At 70.3% G+C, this 15468-nt stretch carries 16 protein-coding genes and 2 tRNA genes; 6 read left to right on the top strand and 12 right to left on the bottom strand.

Annotation, left to right across the window (positions count from 1 at the left end; all coding sequences use genetic code 11):
* Positions 1 to 107: 107 nt before the first annotated feature.
* The 4 genes from ACFQU3_RS06355 to tig all read right to left on the bottom strand — a co-directional run bounded on the left by ACFQU3_RS06355 (position 108) and on the right by tig (position 3594).
* Positions 108 to 761, bottom strand: coding sequence for an ATP-dependent Clp protease proteolytic subunit (locus ACFQU3_RS06355; protein ID WP_385907854.1), 654 nt, complete (start codon positions 759 to 761; stop codon positions 108 to 110).
* A 33-nt stretch (positions 762 to 794) separates the two neighbouring features.
* Complete coding sequence (locus tag ACFQU3_RS06350) at positions 795 to 1400, bottom strand: ATP-dependent Clp protease proteolytic subunit (protein ID WP_385908284.1); 606 nt, start codon at positions 1398 to 1400, stop codon at positions 795 to 797.
* A 284-nt stretch (positions 1401 to 1684) separates the two neighbouring features.
* Positions 1685 to 2068, bottom strand: a complete 384-nt coding sequence (locus tag ACFQU3_RS06345) for a hypothetical protein (RefSeq protein ID WP_385907852.1) — start codon at positions 2066 to 2068, stop codon at positions 1685 to 1687.
* Between the two features lie 158 nt (positions 2069 to 2226).
* The gene (gene tig / locus ACFQU3_RS06340) at positions 2227 to 3594 is read right to left on the bottom strand and encodes a trigger factor (protein ID WP_385907850.1); all 1368 of its coding nucleotides are present in this window, start codon (positions 3592 to 3594) and stop codon (positions 2227 to 2229) included.
* A gap of 150 nt (positions 3595 to 3744) precedes the next feature.
* On the opposite strand from tig, the gene ACFQU3_RS06335 reads away from it, so the two are divergent.
* Positions 3745 to 4278 (top strand): hypothetical protein, encoded by a 534-nt coding sequence (locus ACFQU3_RS06335; RefSeq protein ID WP_385907848.1) that lies wholly within the window; start codon positions 3745 to 3747, stop codon positions 4276 to 4278.
* Here ACFQU3_RS06335 and ACFQU3_RS06330 read toward each other — a convergent pair.
* Positions 4268 to 4567, bottom strand: coding sequence for a DUF2087 domain-containing protein (locus ACFQU3_RS06330; protein ID WP_385907846.1), 300 nt, complete (start codon positions 4565 to 4567; stop codon positions 4268 to 4270). The genes ACFQU3_RS06335 and ACFQU3_RS06330 overlap by 11 nt on opposite strands.
* A gap of 502 nt (positions 4568 to 5069) precedes the next feature.
* Positions 5070 to 5143: transfer RNA gene (locus ACFQU3_RS06325), tRNA-Gly, on the bottom strand.
* Between the two features lie 107 nt (positions 5144 to 5250).
* Between ACFQU3_RS06325 and ACFQU3_RS06320 the strand changes: the two genes are divergently transcribed.
* Positions 5251 to 5324: transfer RNA gene (locus tag ACFQU3_RS06320), tRNA-Pro, on the top strand.
* Positions 5325 to 5484: 160 nt separating this feature from the next.
* On the opposite strand, the gene trmB is transcribed toward ACFQU3_RS06320, so the two are convergent.
* The 4 genes from trmB to ACFQU3_RS06300 all read right to left on the bottom strand — a co-directional run bounded on the left by trmB (position 5485) and on the right by ACFQU3_RS06300 (position 8754).
* A complete protein-coding gene (gene trmB, locus ACFQU3_RS06315) occupies positions 5485 to 6219 on the bottom strand; it encodes a tRNA (guanosine(46)-N7)-methyltransferase TrmB (protein ID WP_385907844.1) in 735 nt (244 codons plus the stop codon).
* 101 nt (positions 6220 to 6320) lie between these two features.
* Entirely contained in the window at positions 6321 to 7436 is a 1116-nt protein-coding gene (locus ACFQU3_RS06310; protein WP_385907842.1) for a PP2C family protein-serine/threonine phosphatase, read from the bottom strand.
* A gap of 47 nt (positions 7437 to 7483) precedes the next feature.
* Positions 7484 to 7966, bottom strand: a complete 483-nt coding sequence (locus ACFQU3_RS06305) for a ribose-5-phosphate isomerase (protein ID WP_385907840.1) — start codon at positions 7964 to 7966, stop codon at positions 7484 to 7486.
* Positions 7967 to 8082: 116 nt separating this feature from the next.
* Positions 8083 to 8754, bottom strand: coding sequence for a DsbA family protein (locus ACFQU3_RS06300; protein WP_385907838.1), 672 nt, complete (start codon positions 8752 to 8754; stop codon positions 8083 to 8085).
* A gap of 140 nt (positions 8755 to 8894) precedes the next feature.
* Here ACFQU3_RS06300 and pepN point away from each other — a divergent pair, with 140 nt between their 5' ends.
* From pepN to ACFQU3_RS06280, 4 genes are all read left to right on the top strand, one after another.
* Positions 8895 to 11468 carry an aminopeptidase N gene (gene pepN, locus ACFQU3_RS06295; protein ID WP_385907836.1) on the top strand — a complete coding sequence of 858 codons (2574 nt, stop codon included), beginning with the start codon at positions 8895 to 8897 and terminating at the stop codon, positions 11466 to 11468.
* 196 nt (positions 11469 to 11664) lie between these two features.
* Complete coding sequence (locus ACFQU3_RS06290) at positions 11665 to 12588, top strand: mechanosensitive ion channel family protein (RefSeq protein WP_385907834.1); 924 nt, start codon at positions 11665 to 11667, stop codon at positions 12586 to 12588.
* 89 nt (positions 12589 to 12677) lie between these two features.
* Positions 12678 to 13064 carry a globin gene (locus tag ACFQU3_RS06285; protein WP_385907832.1) on the top strand — a complete coding sequence of 129 codons (387 nt, stop codon included), beginning with the start codon at positions 12678 to 12680 and terminating at the stop codon, positions 13062 to 13064.
* A 154-nt stretch (positions 13065 to 13218) separates the two neighbouring features.
* Positions 13219 to 13842, top strand: coding sequence for a hypothetical protein (locus ACFQU3_RS06280; protein WP_385907831.1), 624 nt, complete (start codon positions 13219 to 13221; stop codon positions 13840 to 13842).
* A 10-nt stretch (positions 13843 to 13852) separates the two neighbouring features.
* Here ACFQU3_RS06280 and ACFQU3_RS06275 read toward each other — a convergent pair whose 3' ends face one another.
* Positions 13853 to 14260: an NUDIX domain-containing protein gene (locus tag ACFQU3_RS06275; RefSeq protein WP_385907830.1), complete on the bottom strand. Its 408-nt coding sequence runs from the start codon at positions 14258 to 14260 to the stop codon at positions 13853 to 13855.
* Positions 14257 to 15468: an FAD-dependent oxidoreductase gene (locus ACFQU3_RS06270; protein WP_385907828.1), complete on the bottom strand. Its 1212-nt coding sequence runs from the start codon at positions 15466 to 15468 to the stop codon at positions 14257 to 14259. Before ACFQU3_RS06270 ends, ACFQU3_RS06275 begins: the two co-directional genes overlap by 4 nt.

Genomic DNA, 15468 nt, shown 5'->3' with positions numbered 1-15468 from the left:
GACCGGTCCTCCCATGCTCGATGTCAGGTCTCCCCCATCCAAGCAGGTATGCCGTGGGGCCCGGTCGGACGGACCGGGCCCCACGGCATACGTGCGAAGAGCGGAGCTCAGACCTCGAGCGAGGCCTTGCGCGAGGCGAGCACCTCGTCGATGAGGCCGTACTCCTTGGAGTCCTCGGCGGACAGGATCTTGTCGCGCTCGATGTCGCTGCGGACCTGGTCCGACGTGCGGCCGGTGTGGTGCGCGAGGGTGTCCTCGAGCCACGTCCGCATGCGCAGCACCTCGTTGGCCTGGATCTCGATGTCGGAGGCCTGGCCGTAGTCGCCGCCCGAGAGCGCCGGCTGGTGGATGAGGATGCGGGCGTTCGGCAGGGCGAACCGCTTGCCGGGGGCACCGGCCCCCAGGAGCACCGCGGCGGCCGAGGCCGCCTGACCGATGACGAACGTCTGGATGTCGGGCCGGACGAACTGCATCGTGTCGTAGATCGCCGTCATCGCCGTGAACGACCCACCGGGGCTGTTGATGTACATGAGGATGTCGCGGTCGGGATCGAGCGACTCCAGCACGAGCAGCTGGGCGATGATGTCGTCGGCCGACGCGTCGTCGACCTGCACGCCGAGGAAGATGATGCGGTCCTCGAAGAGCTTGTTGTAGGGGTCGGACCGCTTCATGCCGTAGGAGGTGCGCTCCTCGAACTGCGGCAGGATGTAGCGGCTCGACGGCTGGGCGCCCGCAAGGCGGTTGATGGGTTCGATGTTCATGCGTGTTGTCTCCAAGTCCTCGTCGGCCGCAGGTCAGCTGTCGCTCTTGGCGTCGGCCTGGCCGACACCGCTCGTGCCCTCGACGGCCTGGTCGGAGCGGCTGAAGACGTGGTCGACGAAGCCGTACTCCTTGGCCTCCTCCGCGCTGAACCAGCGGTCGCGGTCGGAGTCCTTCTCGATCTGGTCGACCGTCTGGCCGGTGTGCTCGGCGATGAGCCGGGCCATCTGCTGCTTGACGTAGAGCATCTGCTCGGCCTGGATCTTGATGTCGGTCGCCGTGCCGCCGATGCCGCCCGAGGGCTGGTGCATCATGACGCGCGCGTGGGGAGTGGCGTAGCGCTTGCCCTGCGTGCCGGCCGAGAGCAGGAACTGGCCCATCGAAGCGGCCATCCCCATGGCGACGGTGGCGACGTCGTTGGGGATCCAGTTCATCGTGTCGAAGATGGCCATGCCGGCCGAGATCGATCCACCCGGGCTGTTGATGTACAGCCAGATGTCCTTCTCGGGGTCCTCGGCCGACAGCAGCAGCAGCTGCGCGGCAATGGCGTTCGCGTTGTCGTCGCGCACGTCGGAGCCGAGGAAGATGATCCGCTCCTTGAGCAGGCGGTTGTAGATGTGGTCGTCCAGACCACCCGGCATGCCGTTGCCGTTGGCGGAGGTCTCCGAATTCACCGTGTCTCCATCGTCGAAGTGGTCCAGCCCGGACCACTGGAGGTGGCGCCGGCTGGCTCGTCACTGACCCTAACGCCCGACGCCGTGAGCAGATTTCCCGAACCACACTCTGTTCGCCGTGAGCGCACAAGCCTGAGCGGACCGCGCGCAACCACGCACGTGGGACACGCGAGGGACCCCGCCCACGTATGCCGTGTGGCGGGGTCCGCGACGCGCCCTGGCGTCGCGACTCGTGTCGCGACTCGTGGTCCCTACTCGTTCAGGCCGTTGTCCTGGCCCGAGTCACCGCCGCCGCTGTAGCCGGGCACGCCGGCCTCCTCCGGCGCGGCACCGGACGGGTCGCGCACCGCCTCGTCGGCGTCGTCGAGCGCGTTCTCACGGGAGGGCTCGACCGCGGTGCTCCCGTCGAGGTTCCCGCGGTCCTGGTCCGAGTCGTCGACGCCGGGACCCTGCCCGGACATGTCGTCCTCGGTCGTGCCGAGGTCGCTGCCGCCACCCGGGTCGCCCGACGGGTCGACGGTCTGGTCGTCCCCACCGATCTCGCCTGGGGTCTGGGCCGCCCCGCCCGGCTGCTCAGCCAGGGCTTCGGCGGGGCTCTCGGGGCTCGAGTCGGTCAGGTCGTCGAACGCTGTCATGTCAGGCTCCTCACCGGGGGGTCACGAAACGGTGGCCGCCGTGGTCGACGGCCATCCATCACGTACCCCGGGGCCCTGCGGACCTACCAGCCCCCGACGTGCGGCTGGGCCGGCCCCCGTGCGGGAGCCGGCCCAGCGGCATTCGTGATCGGTGACGCTCAGGCGTCGGCCTTCTCGGCCTTGTCCTCGACGGCCTCGGCCGGCGCGGCGGCCGCGTCGCCCTCGTCGGCCACGGTCTCGACCGCCTCGTCGTCCTCGGGGCCGGGAACGGCCTCGTTGAGGTCGATGACGTTGCCGGCGGTGTCCTTGACGGAGACCTTCTCGAGGACCGTCGCGAGCGCCTTGCGGCGGGCGACCTCGGCGACCATGGCGGGGATCTGGCCCTCCTGGTCGAGCGACTGGGCGAAGGCGTTCGGGTCCATGCCGTACTGCTGCGAGCTCATGACGAGGAACTCGATGAGCTCCTGCTGCTGGACCTGCACCTCCTCCTTCTCCGCGATCGCATCGAGCACGAGCTGGGTCTTGAGGCCCTTGCGGGTGCTCTCGTCGACCTCGGCGCGGTGCTCGTCGTCCTCGAGGCGACCCTCACCCTCGAGGTGGCTCTGCACCTCGGCCTCGACCAGGCTGTCGGGGATCGGCACCTCGACCTTCTCGAGGATGGCCTCGAGCAGCTGGTCGCGGGCGGCGACGCCCTGCGCGAACTTCGCGTCGACCTCGGCCTTGGCGGTGAGGTCGGCCTTGAGCTCCTCGAGCGTGTCGAACTCGGACGCCAGCTGGGCGAACTCGTCGTCGAGCTCGGGCAGCTCGCGCTCCTTGACGGCGGTGACCGTGACGGTGCAGTTCGCGTCCTGGCCCTCCTGGTCGCCACCGGCGAGCGGGGCGGTGAAGTCCTTGGTCTCGTCGGCCGTCATGCCGATGAGCGCCTCGTCGAGGCCCTCGAGCATGTTCTTGCTGCCGACCTCGTAGGAGACCCCGGTGACGGAGTCGATCTGCTCGCCGTCGATCTCTGCGGACAGGTCGATGGAGACGAAGTCGCCGTCCTGGACGGCACGGTCGACGCCCTTGAGCGTGCCGAACCGGGCGCGCAGGTCGGTGAGGCGCTGCTCGACGGCCTCGTCGTCGACCTTGGCCTCGTCGACCGTGACCTCGATGCCGGAGAAGTCGGGCAGCTCGATCTCGGGGCGCTTGTCGACCTCGGCCGTGAACGTGAAGTCCTCGCCGTCGGTGGCCGGGACCTTGAGGTCGGTGATCTCGGGCTGGCCGAGGGGGCGGACCTCGTTGTCCTCGAGGGCCTGGCCGTAGAACGTCGGGAGGGCGTTGTTGACGGCCTCCTCCAGCACCGCGGCGCGGCCGACGCGCTGCTCGATGATCCGGGCCGGAACCTTGCCCTTGCGGAAGCCGGGGACCTGGATGTGCTCACCGATGTGCTTGATGGCCGCGTCGAGGCTCGGCTTGAGCTCCTCGAACGGGACCTCGACGGTCATCTTGACCCGGGTCGGGCTGAGGGTCTCGAGCGCACTCTTCACTGCGGGGTACTCCATTGGGGTGGTGCCGACGTGGTCGTCGACGGTGGACGGACGGGCCAGCGCACCATGCTATAGGCCACGGGGCCGTTGGCTAAATGCGCGGATCGTCGGTGGGCAGGCCGCGGGGCACCCCCACCTATGCTCGGGAGGGTGAGTGACACCCCGAGCACCCCGTCCGGCCCCTTCACGTCCGCCGGAAACGCGGCCCTGCGCCCGATCCAGATGGTGGCCGTCGCCGTCGGTATGGGCGCCCTCATGATCAGCGCGGTGCGCATCATCGTCGACCCCTCGGCCCCGCTGCCGTCGCCGTGGGCGGTCGCGCTCGTGCTCGTCGTGCTCGTCGGCTCGGCGACGCTGATCCGCTACGTCGGGTACGCCGTGCCGTCCCTCCCGCACGGCCTGCCGCGCGAGAACGCCGAGTCGACCAGCCTGCGCTACTTCACGTCGACGACGACCCTGCGTACGGCTCTCGCCGAGGCACCCGTGCTCGTGGCCTTCGCGTGCTCGTTCGCCTTCACGCCGCACACGTGGCTGCCCCTGCTCATCGCGCTACCCGGTGGGCTTGCGCTCTTCTGGGTGCACGGGTGGCCGTCGCCGCGCACGGCTGCGGCAGTCGAGGCGGGCCTGGAGGCCGACGGGGCTGAGTCGTACCTCTCGGAGGCCCTCGGCTTCGTCAGTCGCTGACCGTGCCCCCGCTGCGCCAGTAGAGGCCGCCGGCGCGGTCGAGGAAGCCCTCCTCGACGAGGTAGCGGCGCAGGGCAGCGACGTCGGGGTGGAAGACACGCAGCCGGTTGTTGACCTGGCTCTCGTCGTACTTCTCCCCCGGCTCGAACTCCTGCGACAGCAGGTCGAGCACGACGAGACGCTTGCGGATCTTCGTCGGGATGCTCGTCAGCGCGCCTTCGGGCGTGAGGAACACGCGCAGCACCGCGTCGCGGTCGCGAAGAGCATCCTGCAGGTCTGGCCGGAACATGCCGTCAACGCTAGGCCGAAGCCGCCCGGGGGCTCCACCGGTTAGTCCTCCCCTGCACCCGCGCGGGCCCGGCTTGCCGTGCGAGCCGGGCCCACGCTCTGCCTGTCACCCCTCGTCACCCTCCGGGGCAGGACGGCGGCGCCTTGAGCGGCGCGCCCGCCCGGTCGCCGGGCCCTGAGTTCCCGGGCCCGCCACCGACGTTGTTCTGGCCGGGCGAGCATTGCGTCGAACCCGGACCGGGCGGTTCCGCGTTGGCCGAGACTGCCCCGGCGAGACCCACCGCACCGGTCAGAGCGGCGGCTGCGAGGCCGGTCATGATCCTGTTCCCCAACATGGGACTCCGTTCCAGCTCCCTCGCGGTGCGCCGGGACTCCCGGCACTGGGAGCTTGTCTGGTGTCTGCGACATACCCACGTACACGGTGCAATACCCTGATTTGCCATAAATGGTGCTTATAGGACATGAGAGAGGCCCACCCGTCGTGAGCCGAGTGGGCCACTGCGTGGAGCGGGCGACGAGAATCGAACTCGCGTAATCAGTTTGGAAGACTGAGGCTCTACCATTGAGCTACGCCCGCAGGCCGCCGTCGGTGCCGGCGATCCGAGGCGCTAGCCTACTGGTTCGCCTCCGGTCCGCCGAAATCGACCCGTCCAAGCGGGTGTTCGTGTGTCCGGAGCGGCACGACGGGGCATGGCGCAGTTTGGTAGCGCGTCCGCTTTGGGAGCGGAAGGTCGCAGGTTCAAATCCTGTTGCCCCGACTCATCGACAGGCCCGGCTGGTAGCGACGAAGTCGCCTCCAGCTGGGTCTGTCGTTCGTCGGGGCACACAGGATGCCGGGAGCCGGAGCGCATCGACGCGAGGTACGAGCGGCGAGACGCGACGACGGCGTCCTGTTGCCCCGACCCGTCGACACCTCGGTCACACGAGATCCAGCCGAAGCTCGTTGATCGTGCGGCCGGCCGCGATCCCCTTGGCCTCGAAGCCCGCTCGCGGTCGCCACGAGGGCCGCTCGACACGGCGAGCCTCGAACCGCGGGTGCCCTGACACCTCGGCGAGGACGTGCTGGGCGTAGTAGTCCTGGTCGGTGGCGATCAGCACGTGGCCGCCCGGCTTGAGGACGCGCGCGACCGTGTCCAGGTTGGCGGGGCTGACGAACCGGCGCTTCGTGTGCTTCTTCTTGCGCCACGGGTCGGGGAAGAAGAGGTGGACGGCGTCGAACGCGTCGTCGGCAGCACGGTCCTCGAGGAAGAGGACGGCATCGCCGATCTCGACACGCAGGTTGGGCACGCCGGCTTGGTCCGCGTCCGCGAGCATGCGCGCGAGCCCTGGGGTGTGGACGTCCATGGCCACGATGTCGTGCTCGGGAAACGCGGCGGCATACGCGATGGCGGCGTGGCCGTGCCCGCAGCCGATCTCGAGGACGACAGGGGCGGTCCGGCCGAAGGTGAGAGCTGCGTCGAACGGGCCTTCGGGGAGGGCGCGGGCGGGGGCCAGCCGTTCGACACGGTCGCGGGTGAGCGTCGAGAGCCGGCCGCGCCGCACGAAGGTGCGCACCCGCGCAGGGGTCACGTCAGGCGGCAGGTCCGGCACGGTCGGCTCCCTGCGCGGGGTCGCGGCGCCCTGCCGGGTCGTGTCGCTGGGGTGCTCGGTCACGCTGGCATCGTAGTGAGGTCTCGCATCGACTCCCACGTCGCCGGGTCGCCGCCCTCGCGTGCCGTCTTCTGCCGTCGCCTGCCGTCGCCTGAGCGCCCCGGTCAGGTGCGCCAGATGGTGACGACGGCGCGGTCATCTCCCAGGCCCGCGGCGGCCTGGTCGCACAGTCGCTGGGCCAAGCCCTCGAAGCCGGTTCGGATGAACGACTCGGCCCGCCCGAGCATGCGGTCGATGCCGTCGACGAGGGCCTTGTCGCGCGTCTCGATGACGCCGTCGCTGTAGAGCACGAGGGCGTCTCCGTGGCGGATCGTGCCGCTCTCGCGGGGATACTCGGCGTTCTCGATGACGCCGAGCAGCGGTCCGCGGCCACCATTGAGCATCCGCCACCGTCCCGACCCGGCAGCGAACTGTGCGGCAGCCGGGTGGCCGGCGTACCCGATCGTGAAGTTTCCGGTCTCGAGGTCGACGGCGACGTGCACGGCCGTGGCGAAGCCCTCGCTCCACCGCAGTCGCAGCAGGTGGTTGTTGGCCGACTGGAGGAAGGCGCGGTCGCTCATCTCGCCGAGCAGGCCGCCGAGCGCGCCGGAGAGCAGCAGGGACCGGGCGCCGACCTCGCGGCCCTTGCCGGACACGTCGACGAGCGCGACCTCGAGGGTGCGGCCGTCGGTCGACCGGCTGGCGACGACGAAGTCACCGGAGAACCCGTCGCCGTACGCCGACTCGAGCGCGACCTCGGCGCCCCAGGACGACGGCAGGGGCGGGAGCTCGCCCTGGGCCCGCAGGCGGTCGCGCATGTCGACGAGCATCGACTCGCCGGTGACGCCGCTGACGCCGACCTGGGCCCGCGCGTGCGAGAGCCAGATCATGAGCAGCATCGTCGCGACGGTGACGATCTGCGCGCCCGGCGTCGTCGGCTTGTCCGAACCGAGGTAGGCACCGACGATCGCCATGGCGAGGAACAGGCCGATGTAGACGACGAGCAGGAACCGTGGCTCGAGGAACAAGCCGGCCGCCACGACGATGAGTCCGTAGACGCCCCAAGGGATTTCGTCCGGCCACATGTACACGGCGGCGGTCGCGAGAACGCTGAGGAAGAGGAAGAACGTGACGAGCGCCCACGGGGCGCGGCTGAGCCACGGCCCCAACAGGCGAAGGCGCCGGATCGGTCCGGCAGCGTAGCGCGGCCGGCGAGAGACCATGCTCTCGTTGATGGCCACGTGCCTCCCTCTATCGGCTCGAGGGGACGGGCCGGACACGGCCGTTCTCAGCGCGCGTCCGAGTCCGGCAAAGCCGGCAAGTCTCCCGTGATCTCGTACGCGGAAACCATACCCACACGGCGGCTGTGGCGCTCCTCATCGGTGAACTTGGTGGCGATGAACGTGTCGACGATCTCCTTCGCGACGGCGTCCGACGTGAAGCGCGCCCCGATGGACACGACCTGGGCGTCGTTGTGCTCGCGGGCGAGGCTGGCGAGCTCTGCGTTGTAGGCGAGAGCGGCCCGGATTCCCTTGACCTTGTTGGCCGCCATCTGCTCGCCGTTGCCCGAGCCGCCGAGCACGACACCGAGCGAGCCGGCATCGCCCGCCACCGCCACGGCCGCGCGCAGCACGAAGATCGGGTAGTCGTCCTCGGCGTCGTAGGCGAACGGGCCGTGGTCGACGACGTCGTGGCCGGCGTCGCGCAGGTGCGCGAGCAGGGACTGGTGGAGCTCGTATGCCGCGTGGTCGCCGCCGATGTGGATGCGCATGTCCGTCCTTGGGTGCGTCTTGGGGTGGTCGAGGGAGATGGGTCGAGCAGATGGGTCGAGCAGATGGGTCGAGCAGATGGGACGTGCCGGGGCTGGAAGGTGCTGCCGGTCCTGCGTCAGGTGAAGATGGGCCCGAGCGTGCGCGTTCGCTTCAGCTCGAAGAACCCAGGGGTCCGGGCGACGAGCACGCAGCCGTCCCAGAGGTTCGCGGCATCCTCGCCCTTCGGGGCGGGCGTGACGACGGGCCCGAAGAAGGCGACCCCGCCGATGGCGATGATCGGGGTGCCGACGTCGGTGCCGACGAGGCTGATGCCGCGCTTGTGGCTGCGGTGCAGCGCGGGGTCGTACTTCTTGTGGTGCGTCTCCTTGGCGAGTGCCGCGGGGAGGCCGACCTCCTCGAGGGACTCGCGGATGACCTGGTCGAAGTCGTTCATCTTGCGCAGGTGGATACGTGTGCCCATGGCGTCGTAGAGCGGCTTGATGACCGACGGGCCGTGCGCCTCGGTGGCCGCGACGATGACTCGGACCGGCCCCCAGGCCTCGTCCATCCGGGCGCGGTAGGCGGCGTCGAGGTCGTGGCGGTGCTCGTTGAGGACGGCGAGGCTCATGACCGACCAGGTCACCTCGATGTCGCGGAGCCGCTCGACCTCCATCAGCCACCGGGACGTCATCCACGCCCACGGGCAGATCGGGTCGAACCACATCTCGACGGACTCCTTCGGCGAGCCCCCGGTCGCGCTCCGACCCGTGTCCGTCGTCGCCTGCGTGCTGTCGTTCGCGTCGGCCATGTGGCCCATCATGGCACTGCTGTCGGCACGGCCAACGCAGTGGTGGACGACCCCCCCTTCCGTGCGAGGATGGCCCGCGACGACGCCGTCCGACCGATGCTGCGTCGCGCCCGAAGCACCTGCCACCAGGAGGTCCCCACGTGCCCGGCAAGAACCTGACCCGCGACGAGGCGGCGAGCCGCGCAGCCATCCTGCGCGTCGACTCCTACGACGTCCGTCTCGACCTGACGACGGGTCCGGAGACCTTCCACACCGTCACCACGGTCACGTTCTCGTGCACCGATCCCGACGCCGACACGTTCATCGACCTCATCGCCGACTCCGTCGAGCGGGTGACGCTCAACGGTGTCGACCTCGACCCGGCCGAGGTGTTCGCCGACTCGCGCATCGCGTTGGCCGGCCTCGCGGCCGACAACGTGCTCACGGTCGACGCGACCGGTCGATACACCAACACCGGTGAGGGCCTGCACCGCTTCGTCGACCCGGTCGACAACGAGGTCTACCTCTACACGCAGTTCGAGGTCCCCGACTCCCGTCGCATGTACGCCGTCTTCGAGCAGCCCGACCTCAAGGCGTCCTTCCGGTTCACGGTGACGGCGCCGGCGCACTGGAAGGTCATCTCCAACTCCCCCACGCCGGCCCCCGAGGCGGCTGGGGTCGCCGACGGCGTCGAACGTGCGACGTGGTCGTTCGAGCCGACGAAGCGGATCTCCTCCTACATCACGGCGCTCATCGCGGGCCCGTACGACGAGGTTCGCGACGAGGTGCAGACGCGTGGCGGGGTCGTGCCCCTCGGTGTCTTCTGCCGCAAGTCGCTGACGCAGTACCTCGACGCCGACAACATCTTCGACTGCACGAAGAAGGGCTTCGCGTTCTTCGAGGACGAGTTCGACCAGCCCTACCCCTTCGAGAAGTACGACCAGGTCTTCACGCCCGAGTACAACATGGGCGCGATGGAGAACGCCGGTGCGGTGACGTTCGTGGAGGTCTACATCTTCCGTTCGAAGGTGTCCGAGGCGAAGGTCGAGCGTCGCGCGCTTACGATCCTGCACGAGCTGGCGCACATGTGGTTCGGCAACCTCGTGACGATGAAGTGGTGGGACGACCTCTGGCTCAACGAGTCGTTCGCCGAGTGGGCGTCGACGACGTGCCAGGCCGAGGCCACCGAGTGGACGAGTGCGTGGACGACGTTCGGCACGTCGGAGAAGGCCTGGGCCTACACGCAGGACCAGCTCTCCTCCACGCACCCGATCGCCGCGGACATGCGTCACCTCGAGGACGTCGAGGTCAACTTCGACGGCATCACGTACGCCAAGGGCGCGTCCGTGCTCAAGCAGCTGGTGGCGTACGTCGGCCGTGAGCCGTTCGTCTCGGCCCTGCGTGAGTACTTCAGGAAGCACGCCTGGGGCAACACGACCCTCTCCGACCTGCTCGGCGAGCTGGAGAAGGCGTCGGGTCGCGAGCTGACGGAGTGGAGCAAGCTCTGGCTCGAGACGGCGGGTGTGAACACGCTGCGTCCCGTCTTCGAGGTCGGTGCCGACGGCCGCTACAGCACCTTCGCCATCGCCCAGAGCGCGACCGAGGAGCACCCGACGCTGCGGCCCCACCGCATCGGCATCGGGCGGTATGCCGTCCGCCGCAGCGAGGGTGGCGACGTGCTCGAGCGCATCGGCTACGACGAGGTCGACATCGCCGGTGAGAGCACAGAGATCTCCGAGCTCGTCGGCCAGGAGCAGCCGGACCTGCTCCTGCTCAACGACGACGACCTCGCGTACGGCAAGATCCGCCTCGACGAGCGCTCGCTCGCGACGGCTCTCTCGCTGCCGCGCGGCTTCCGGGACTCGCTGCCCCGCTCGCTCGTCCTCGGCGCGACGTGGGACATGACCCGCGACGGCGAGATGCCGGCCCGCAACTTCGTGCGGTTCGTGCTCGAGTCGCTTCCGGGCGAGACAGACTCGACGCTGCTGCGGGTGCTCCTCGGCCAGGTCTCGACGGCCGCTCGTCTCTACACGGCGCCCGAGCACCGGGCCGAGACCGGCGCGCTTCTGTCGTCGTCGCTGCGCGCGCTCGCCGAGTCGGCCGAGGCCGGCAGCGACGCCCAGTTCCAGCTCGTGGAGGCGTGGGCCGCGAGCACGGCCGACATCGGCGACGAGGAGCGCCTCCGCGCCCTGCTCACCGGCGACGCGTCGCTGCCCGGCCTCACGGTCGACACCGAGCTGCGCTGGACCTTCACCAAGGCACTGGCCGCTCTCGGCGTCGCCGACGCGGTCGAGATCGAGACCGAGCTCGACCGCGACCCGACGTCGACCGGCAAGGAGCGCGCGGCCGAGGCACTGGCCGCCCGACCGACAGCCGAGGCCAAGGCGGACGCGTGGGCCAAGGCCGTCGAGCGCAACGACCTCTCCAACCAGATGGTCGAGGCCGTGAGCGCCGGCTTCCGCCGGAGCGTCGACGTGTCCCTCCTCGAACCGTACGTCGAGCGCTACCACGACATGCTCGTCGATGCGTGGGCCGAGCGGAGCGTCGCCATCGGCGAGCGCGTCGTCGGCGGCTTCTACCCGTTCGCGCTCGCGAGCCAGGAGCTGAAGGACGCCTCGGACGCCTGGCTCGCCGCCCACCCTGACGCGGCACCCGGCCTCGTACGCACCGTCGCTGAGAACCGCGACACCATCGCTCGCGCGCTCGTCGCCCAGGAGCGCGACCGCCGCGGCTGACCCACGCTGCCGGGCCGACACGAGTCGGCCCGGCACCGCCCTCCACCAGCTACCGACCCCCGACTGAGACGCTGTGATCGACGCCCTCACGAACCTGACCACCCGCACACCCGCTGCGACGCTGACGGCCCTGACGGCCGCGCCTTCCAGCACGACGCCGCCCAGTCCGACCCCGTCTCCCCGCGAGGAGCTGCCGGTGACGCTTTCGATGCCCGACCTGTCGACCCTCACGTGGTCCGGCGTCGGCGACTGGCTCGTCGGCACGCCGCTGCTCATCATCACGGTGCTCGTCGTCGGCTTCGTCGCCCGGTTCCTGGTGCACCGGCTCATCAAGCGCGTCGTCATGACGGCGACGTCGCGCCGAGCCGAACGGTTCGCGAGCCTGCCGGGCGCCGGCCGTGCCCTGCAGGCCGTCGGCGTCGCGAACGCCCGCCACGTGCAGCGCACCCAGACGATGGGGGCCCTGCTCAAGAGCATCACGACGTTCGTCGTCGGCGGCATCACGGCCCTGACGGTGCTGTCGCTCGTCGGCATCCCGCTCGGCCCGATGCTCGCCTCGGCCAGCGTCGGCGGCGTGGCCCTCGCCTTCGGTGCGCAGAGCCTGGTCAAGGACTTCCTGTCCGGTGTCTTCATGATCGTCGAGGACCAGTACGGCGTCGGCGACGTCATCGACACCGGCGAGGTGGTCGGCACGGTCGAGAACGTCTCGTTGCGCGTCACGCAGCTGCGCGACGCCAACGGCATGACCTGGTACGTCCGCAACGGCGAGATCATCCGCATCGGCAACAAGACGCAGGGATGGTCGACGGCGCTCGTCGACATTCCCATCGCCTACGACCAGGACGTCGAGAAGGCGATCTCGGTCATCCGCGACATCGTCAGCGTCATGGACGAGGACGAGGCGTGGAAGGACATCCTCCTCGAGCAGCCCAACGTCGTCGGCGTCGAGTCGATCGCCAACGGCACCATCACGATCCGCATCATCGCCAAGACGGTCGCCAACGAGCAGTTCGGCGTGCAGCGCGAGATGCGCGAGCGGGTCAAGGTGGCCTTCGACCGCGCCGGCGTGCGCAGCCCGCTGCCGGTCATGCCGCCCTACGGGGGCGCCGCTCCGCAGTGAGGCGGGCGCGACTGACCGGCTCGACTGACCGGCTCGACCGACCGGGGCCGTGGCGCGACCGTGCGCACGCCTCTGGGAGACTGGCCCGCGTGACGTACTACGACGACTTCGGCGGCCACGAGACCTTCGCCAAGCTCGTGCGCGAGTTCTACCGGGGAGTCGCCGAGGACGAGCCGCTCCGTGCGCTCTATCCCGAGCAGGACCTCGGCCCGGCCGAGGAGCGACTGCGGATGTTCTTCGAGCAGTACTGGGGTGGCCCGACGACCTACTCCGAGCAGCGCGGGCACCCGCGGCTGCGGATGAGGCACATGCCCTTCCAGGTGACACCCGAGATGCGCGACCGCTGGCTGCTGCACATGATGAACGCCGTCGACACCCTCGATCTCGCACCTGACGACGACGACCGGCTGCGCGACTACCTCACGCGGGCGGCATACTCCCTCGTCAACACGCCCGGCCCCGACGGCACGTTCTGAGGCGCGCGATCCCGCCCCACAGGCCAGCGCACGACTCACAGCAAGTCACAGGCCATTCACGGGGCACTGACCCCACGCCGGTGCTTCCCTTGAGTCACAGCACAGCACAGCCATCGTCGGGAGCGATCGCGACGACACGACGAAGGGACGCGACATGGTGTCGATCAACAAGCGAGTGGCGAGCGTCGCCGCGGTCGGGACAGCAGCTGTCGTGATCGGGCTCGGCGTGTCGCAGGTGGCACGTGCCGACGACACCACGACCCCCACGACCTCGGCGACCTCGGCGACCTCGACGCAGGGCAGCGCGAACCAGGGCACGACGGACGGCACGCCGGGCAGCGGCAAGGGCTGGGGACCGGGCGGTCGCCATGGCGGCGGCATGGGCATGGGCAAGGGCATCGGCAAGGGCGTCGACCTCTCGGCCCTCGCCAGCAAGCTCGGTGTCGACGAGACCAAGCTCGCGGACGCCCTCAAGGCCGTCCGTGACGAGCTCAAGGCGTCGCGAACGGCAGGCCAGGGCAAGGCGACCAAGCCGGACGCCGCGGCCCTGCAGGACGAGTTCGCGAAGAAGCTCGCAGCCAAGCTCGGCATCGATGCGGCGAAGGTGAAGACGGCGTTCGCCGACCTCGGTGCGGCGCACGAGGCGGAGGAGCAGAAGGCGTTCGACGACCGACTCGCCCAAGCCGTCAAGGACGGGACGCTGACCCAGGCCGAGGCCGACGCCGTCAAGAAGGCCGCCAAGGCCGGCGTCATCCGGATGGGCCACGGCCCTCGCTGACGATCGCCCCTCAGCTCACGGCGAGGTGCGTGCGCAGGGCCGGCAGCACATGGTTGCGAAGCAGCGGCGCAAGGGCGTTGGGCAGGTCGTCGTGCAGTCCCAGCCAGCGCTGTTCGGCGATCTCGGCGAGCGGCGAGGGGGTGTGCCCCGCGTCGAGATGCGCCACGAAGACCGTCGCGTCGACCCAGGCGCCGGGCTCGTTGGCCGCCACGTCGTGGAACCGGCCCAGCGGCTCGCCGTGCGCCGAGACGTCGACGCCGACCTCTTCGCGCACCTCGCGGACCGCTGCCTGGCGCGCGCTCTCCCCCGGGTCGATCTTGCCACCGGGCAGCATGAACCGGGCCGAGCCGGCCTTGCGGACGGTCAGCACCTGCCCGTCGCGGACGAGGCAGTACGCGGCGGTGACAAAGGTCGTCATGCCCCCGACCGTAGCGCCGGGTCGGCTGCCGGCTCCCAGCGGACCCGGTAGCCGGTGACCCACGCGCTGGAGCGCTCGGTCACGACGAAGCGGAAGAGGAGGCGCATCATGGCGTCACGCACGGTCCGGCCGGCCCGACCTGGGATCTTCGAGCTGCTGCTGCGGGCGCCGGCCGCCACGATGCGCTCGACGCGGTCGCGGCGTGCACCCTCGTAGGCCACCAGCGCGTCCTCCAGAGAAGCGGTGTCGCGCAGGCAGGTCGCGAGCACCACGGCGTCCTCCAGCGCCATCGAGGCGCCCTGGCCGGAGCTCGGCGAGGGTGCGTGCGCCGCGTCGCCGACGAGGACCATCCGGTCGCGCTGCCAGTGGGCGACGCGCGGCAGGTCGTGGGTGTTGTCGGCCCAGAGCTCGAGCCGCCCCGTGCGCACGAGCTCGGCCGCCGGACCGGCGTCGTCGGCGAGCAGGTCGATGAGCCAGGCGCGCCAGTCCTCGGCACCTCGGTGCGCCCGTTCCCCCGCGGTTATCGCCGGACGCGGCACGTTGACGAACCACACGACGTCGCCGTCCGGGGTCGGGTGCGCCCCGAAGAACGCCTTGGAGCCGAAGACGAAGTGCCACTGGGACGCGGGCAGGACCGTCGCGACGGGTGTGCGTTCCGTGATGCCGCCGAAGTTCGTCAGTCCGACGTAGCGGGCGGGCGCGGCGCCGGGGTCGATGAGGCGCCGCACGAGCGAGTGCACGCCGTCGGCGCCCACGAGCAGGTCGGCGTCGAGGCTCGACCCGTCATCGAGCTGCGCGCGTATGCCGTCCGGCCGGCTGTCTGCGCCGACGACCCGGCAGCCGCGGCGTACCTCGACTCCCCGCCGCTGGGCCTCGTCGAGCAGGGCGAGGGCCAGTCGCGAGCGCTTGAGTGTCACGGCCACGGTGCCGTCGTCGAGCGGCACCCCGAGCGAGAGGCTGCCGAGGACCGAGCCGGTCGCCCCCACCATCACGTTGCGCTCGCTCCGGAAGCCGAGGCCCGTGGCGAGGGGCCGGGCGCCCAGCAGGTCGAGGGCGTGCAGACCGTTCGGCGCGAGCGTGAACCACGAGCCGGCGTCAGGGTCGGCGCGCGGCCAGGCCTCGAGGACCGTGACGTCCACCCCGACCTGCTGGAGCGCGAGTGCGGTGGCCGGCCCGGCGATGCCACCTCCCACGACGAGTGCCTTCAT

It is taken from the genome of Terrabacter sp. GCM10028922 (assembly GCF_042666095.1).
Taxonomy (GTDB): domain Bacteria; phylum Actinomycetota; class Actinomycetes; order Actinomycetales; family Dermatophilaceae; genus Terrabacter.
This window is presented reverse-complemented; position numbering and strand designations above follow the sequence as displayed.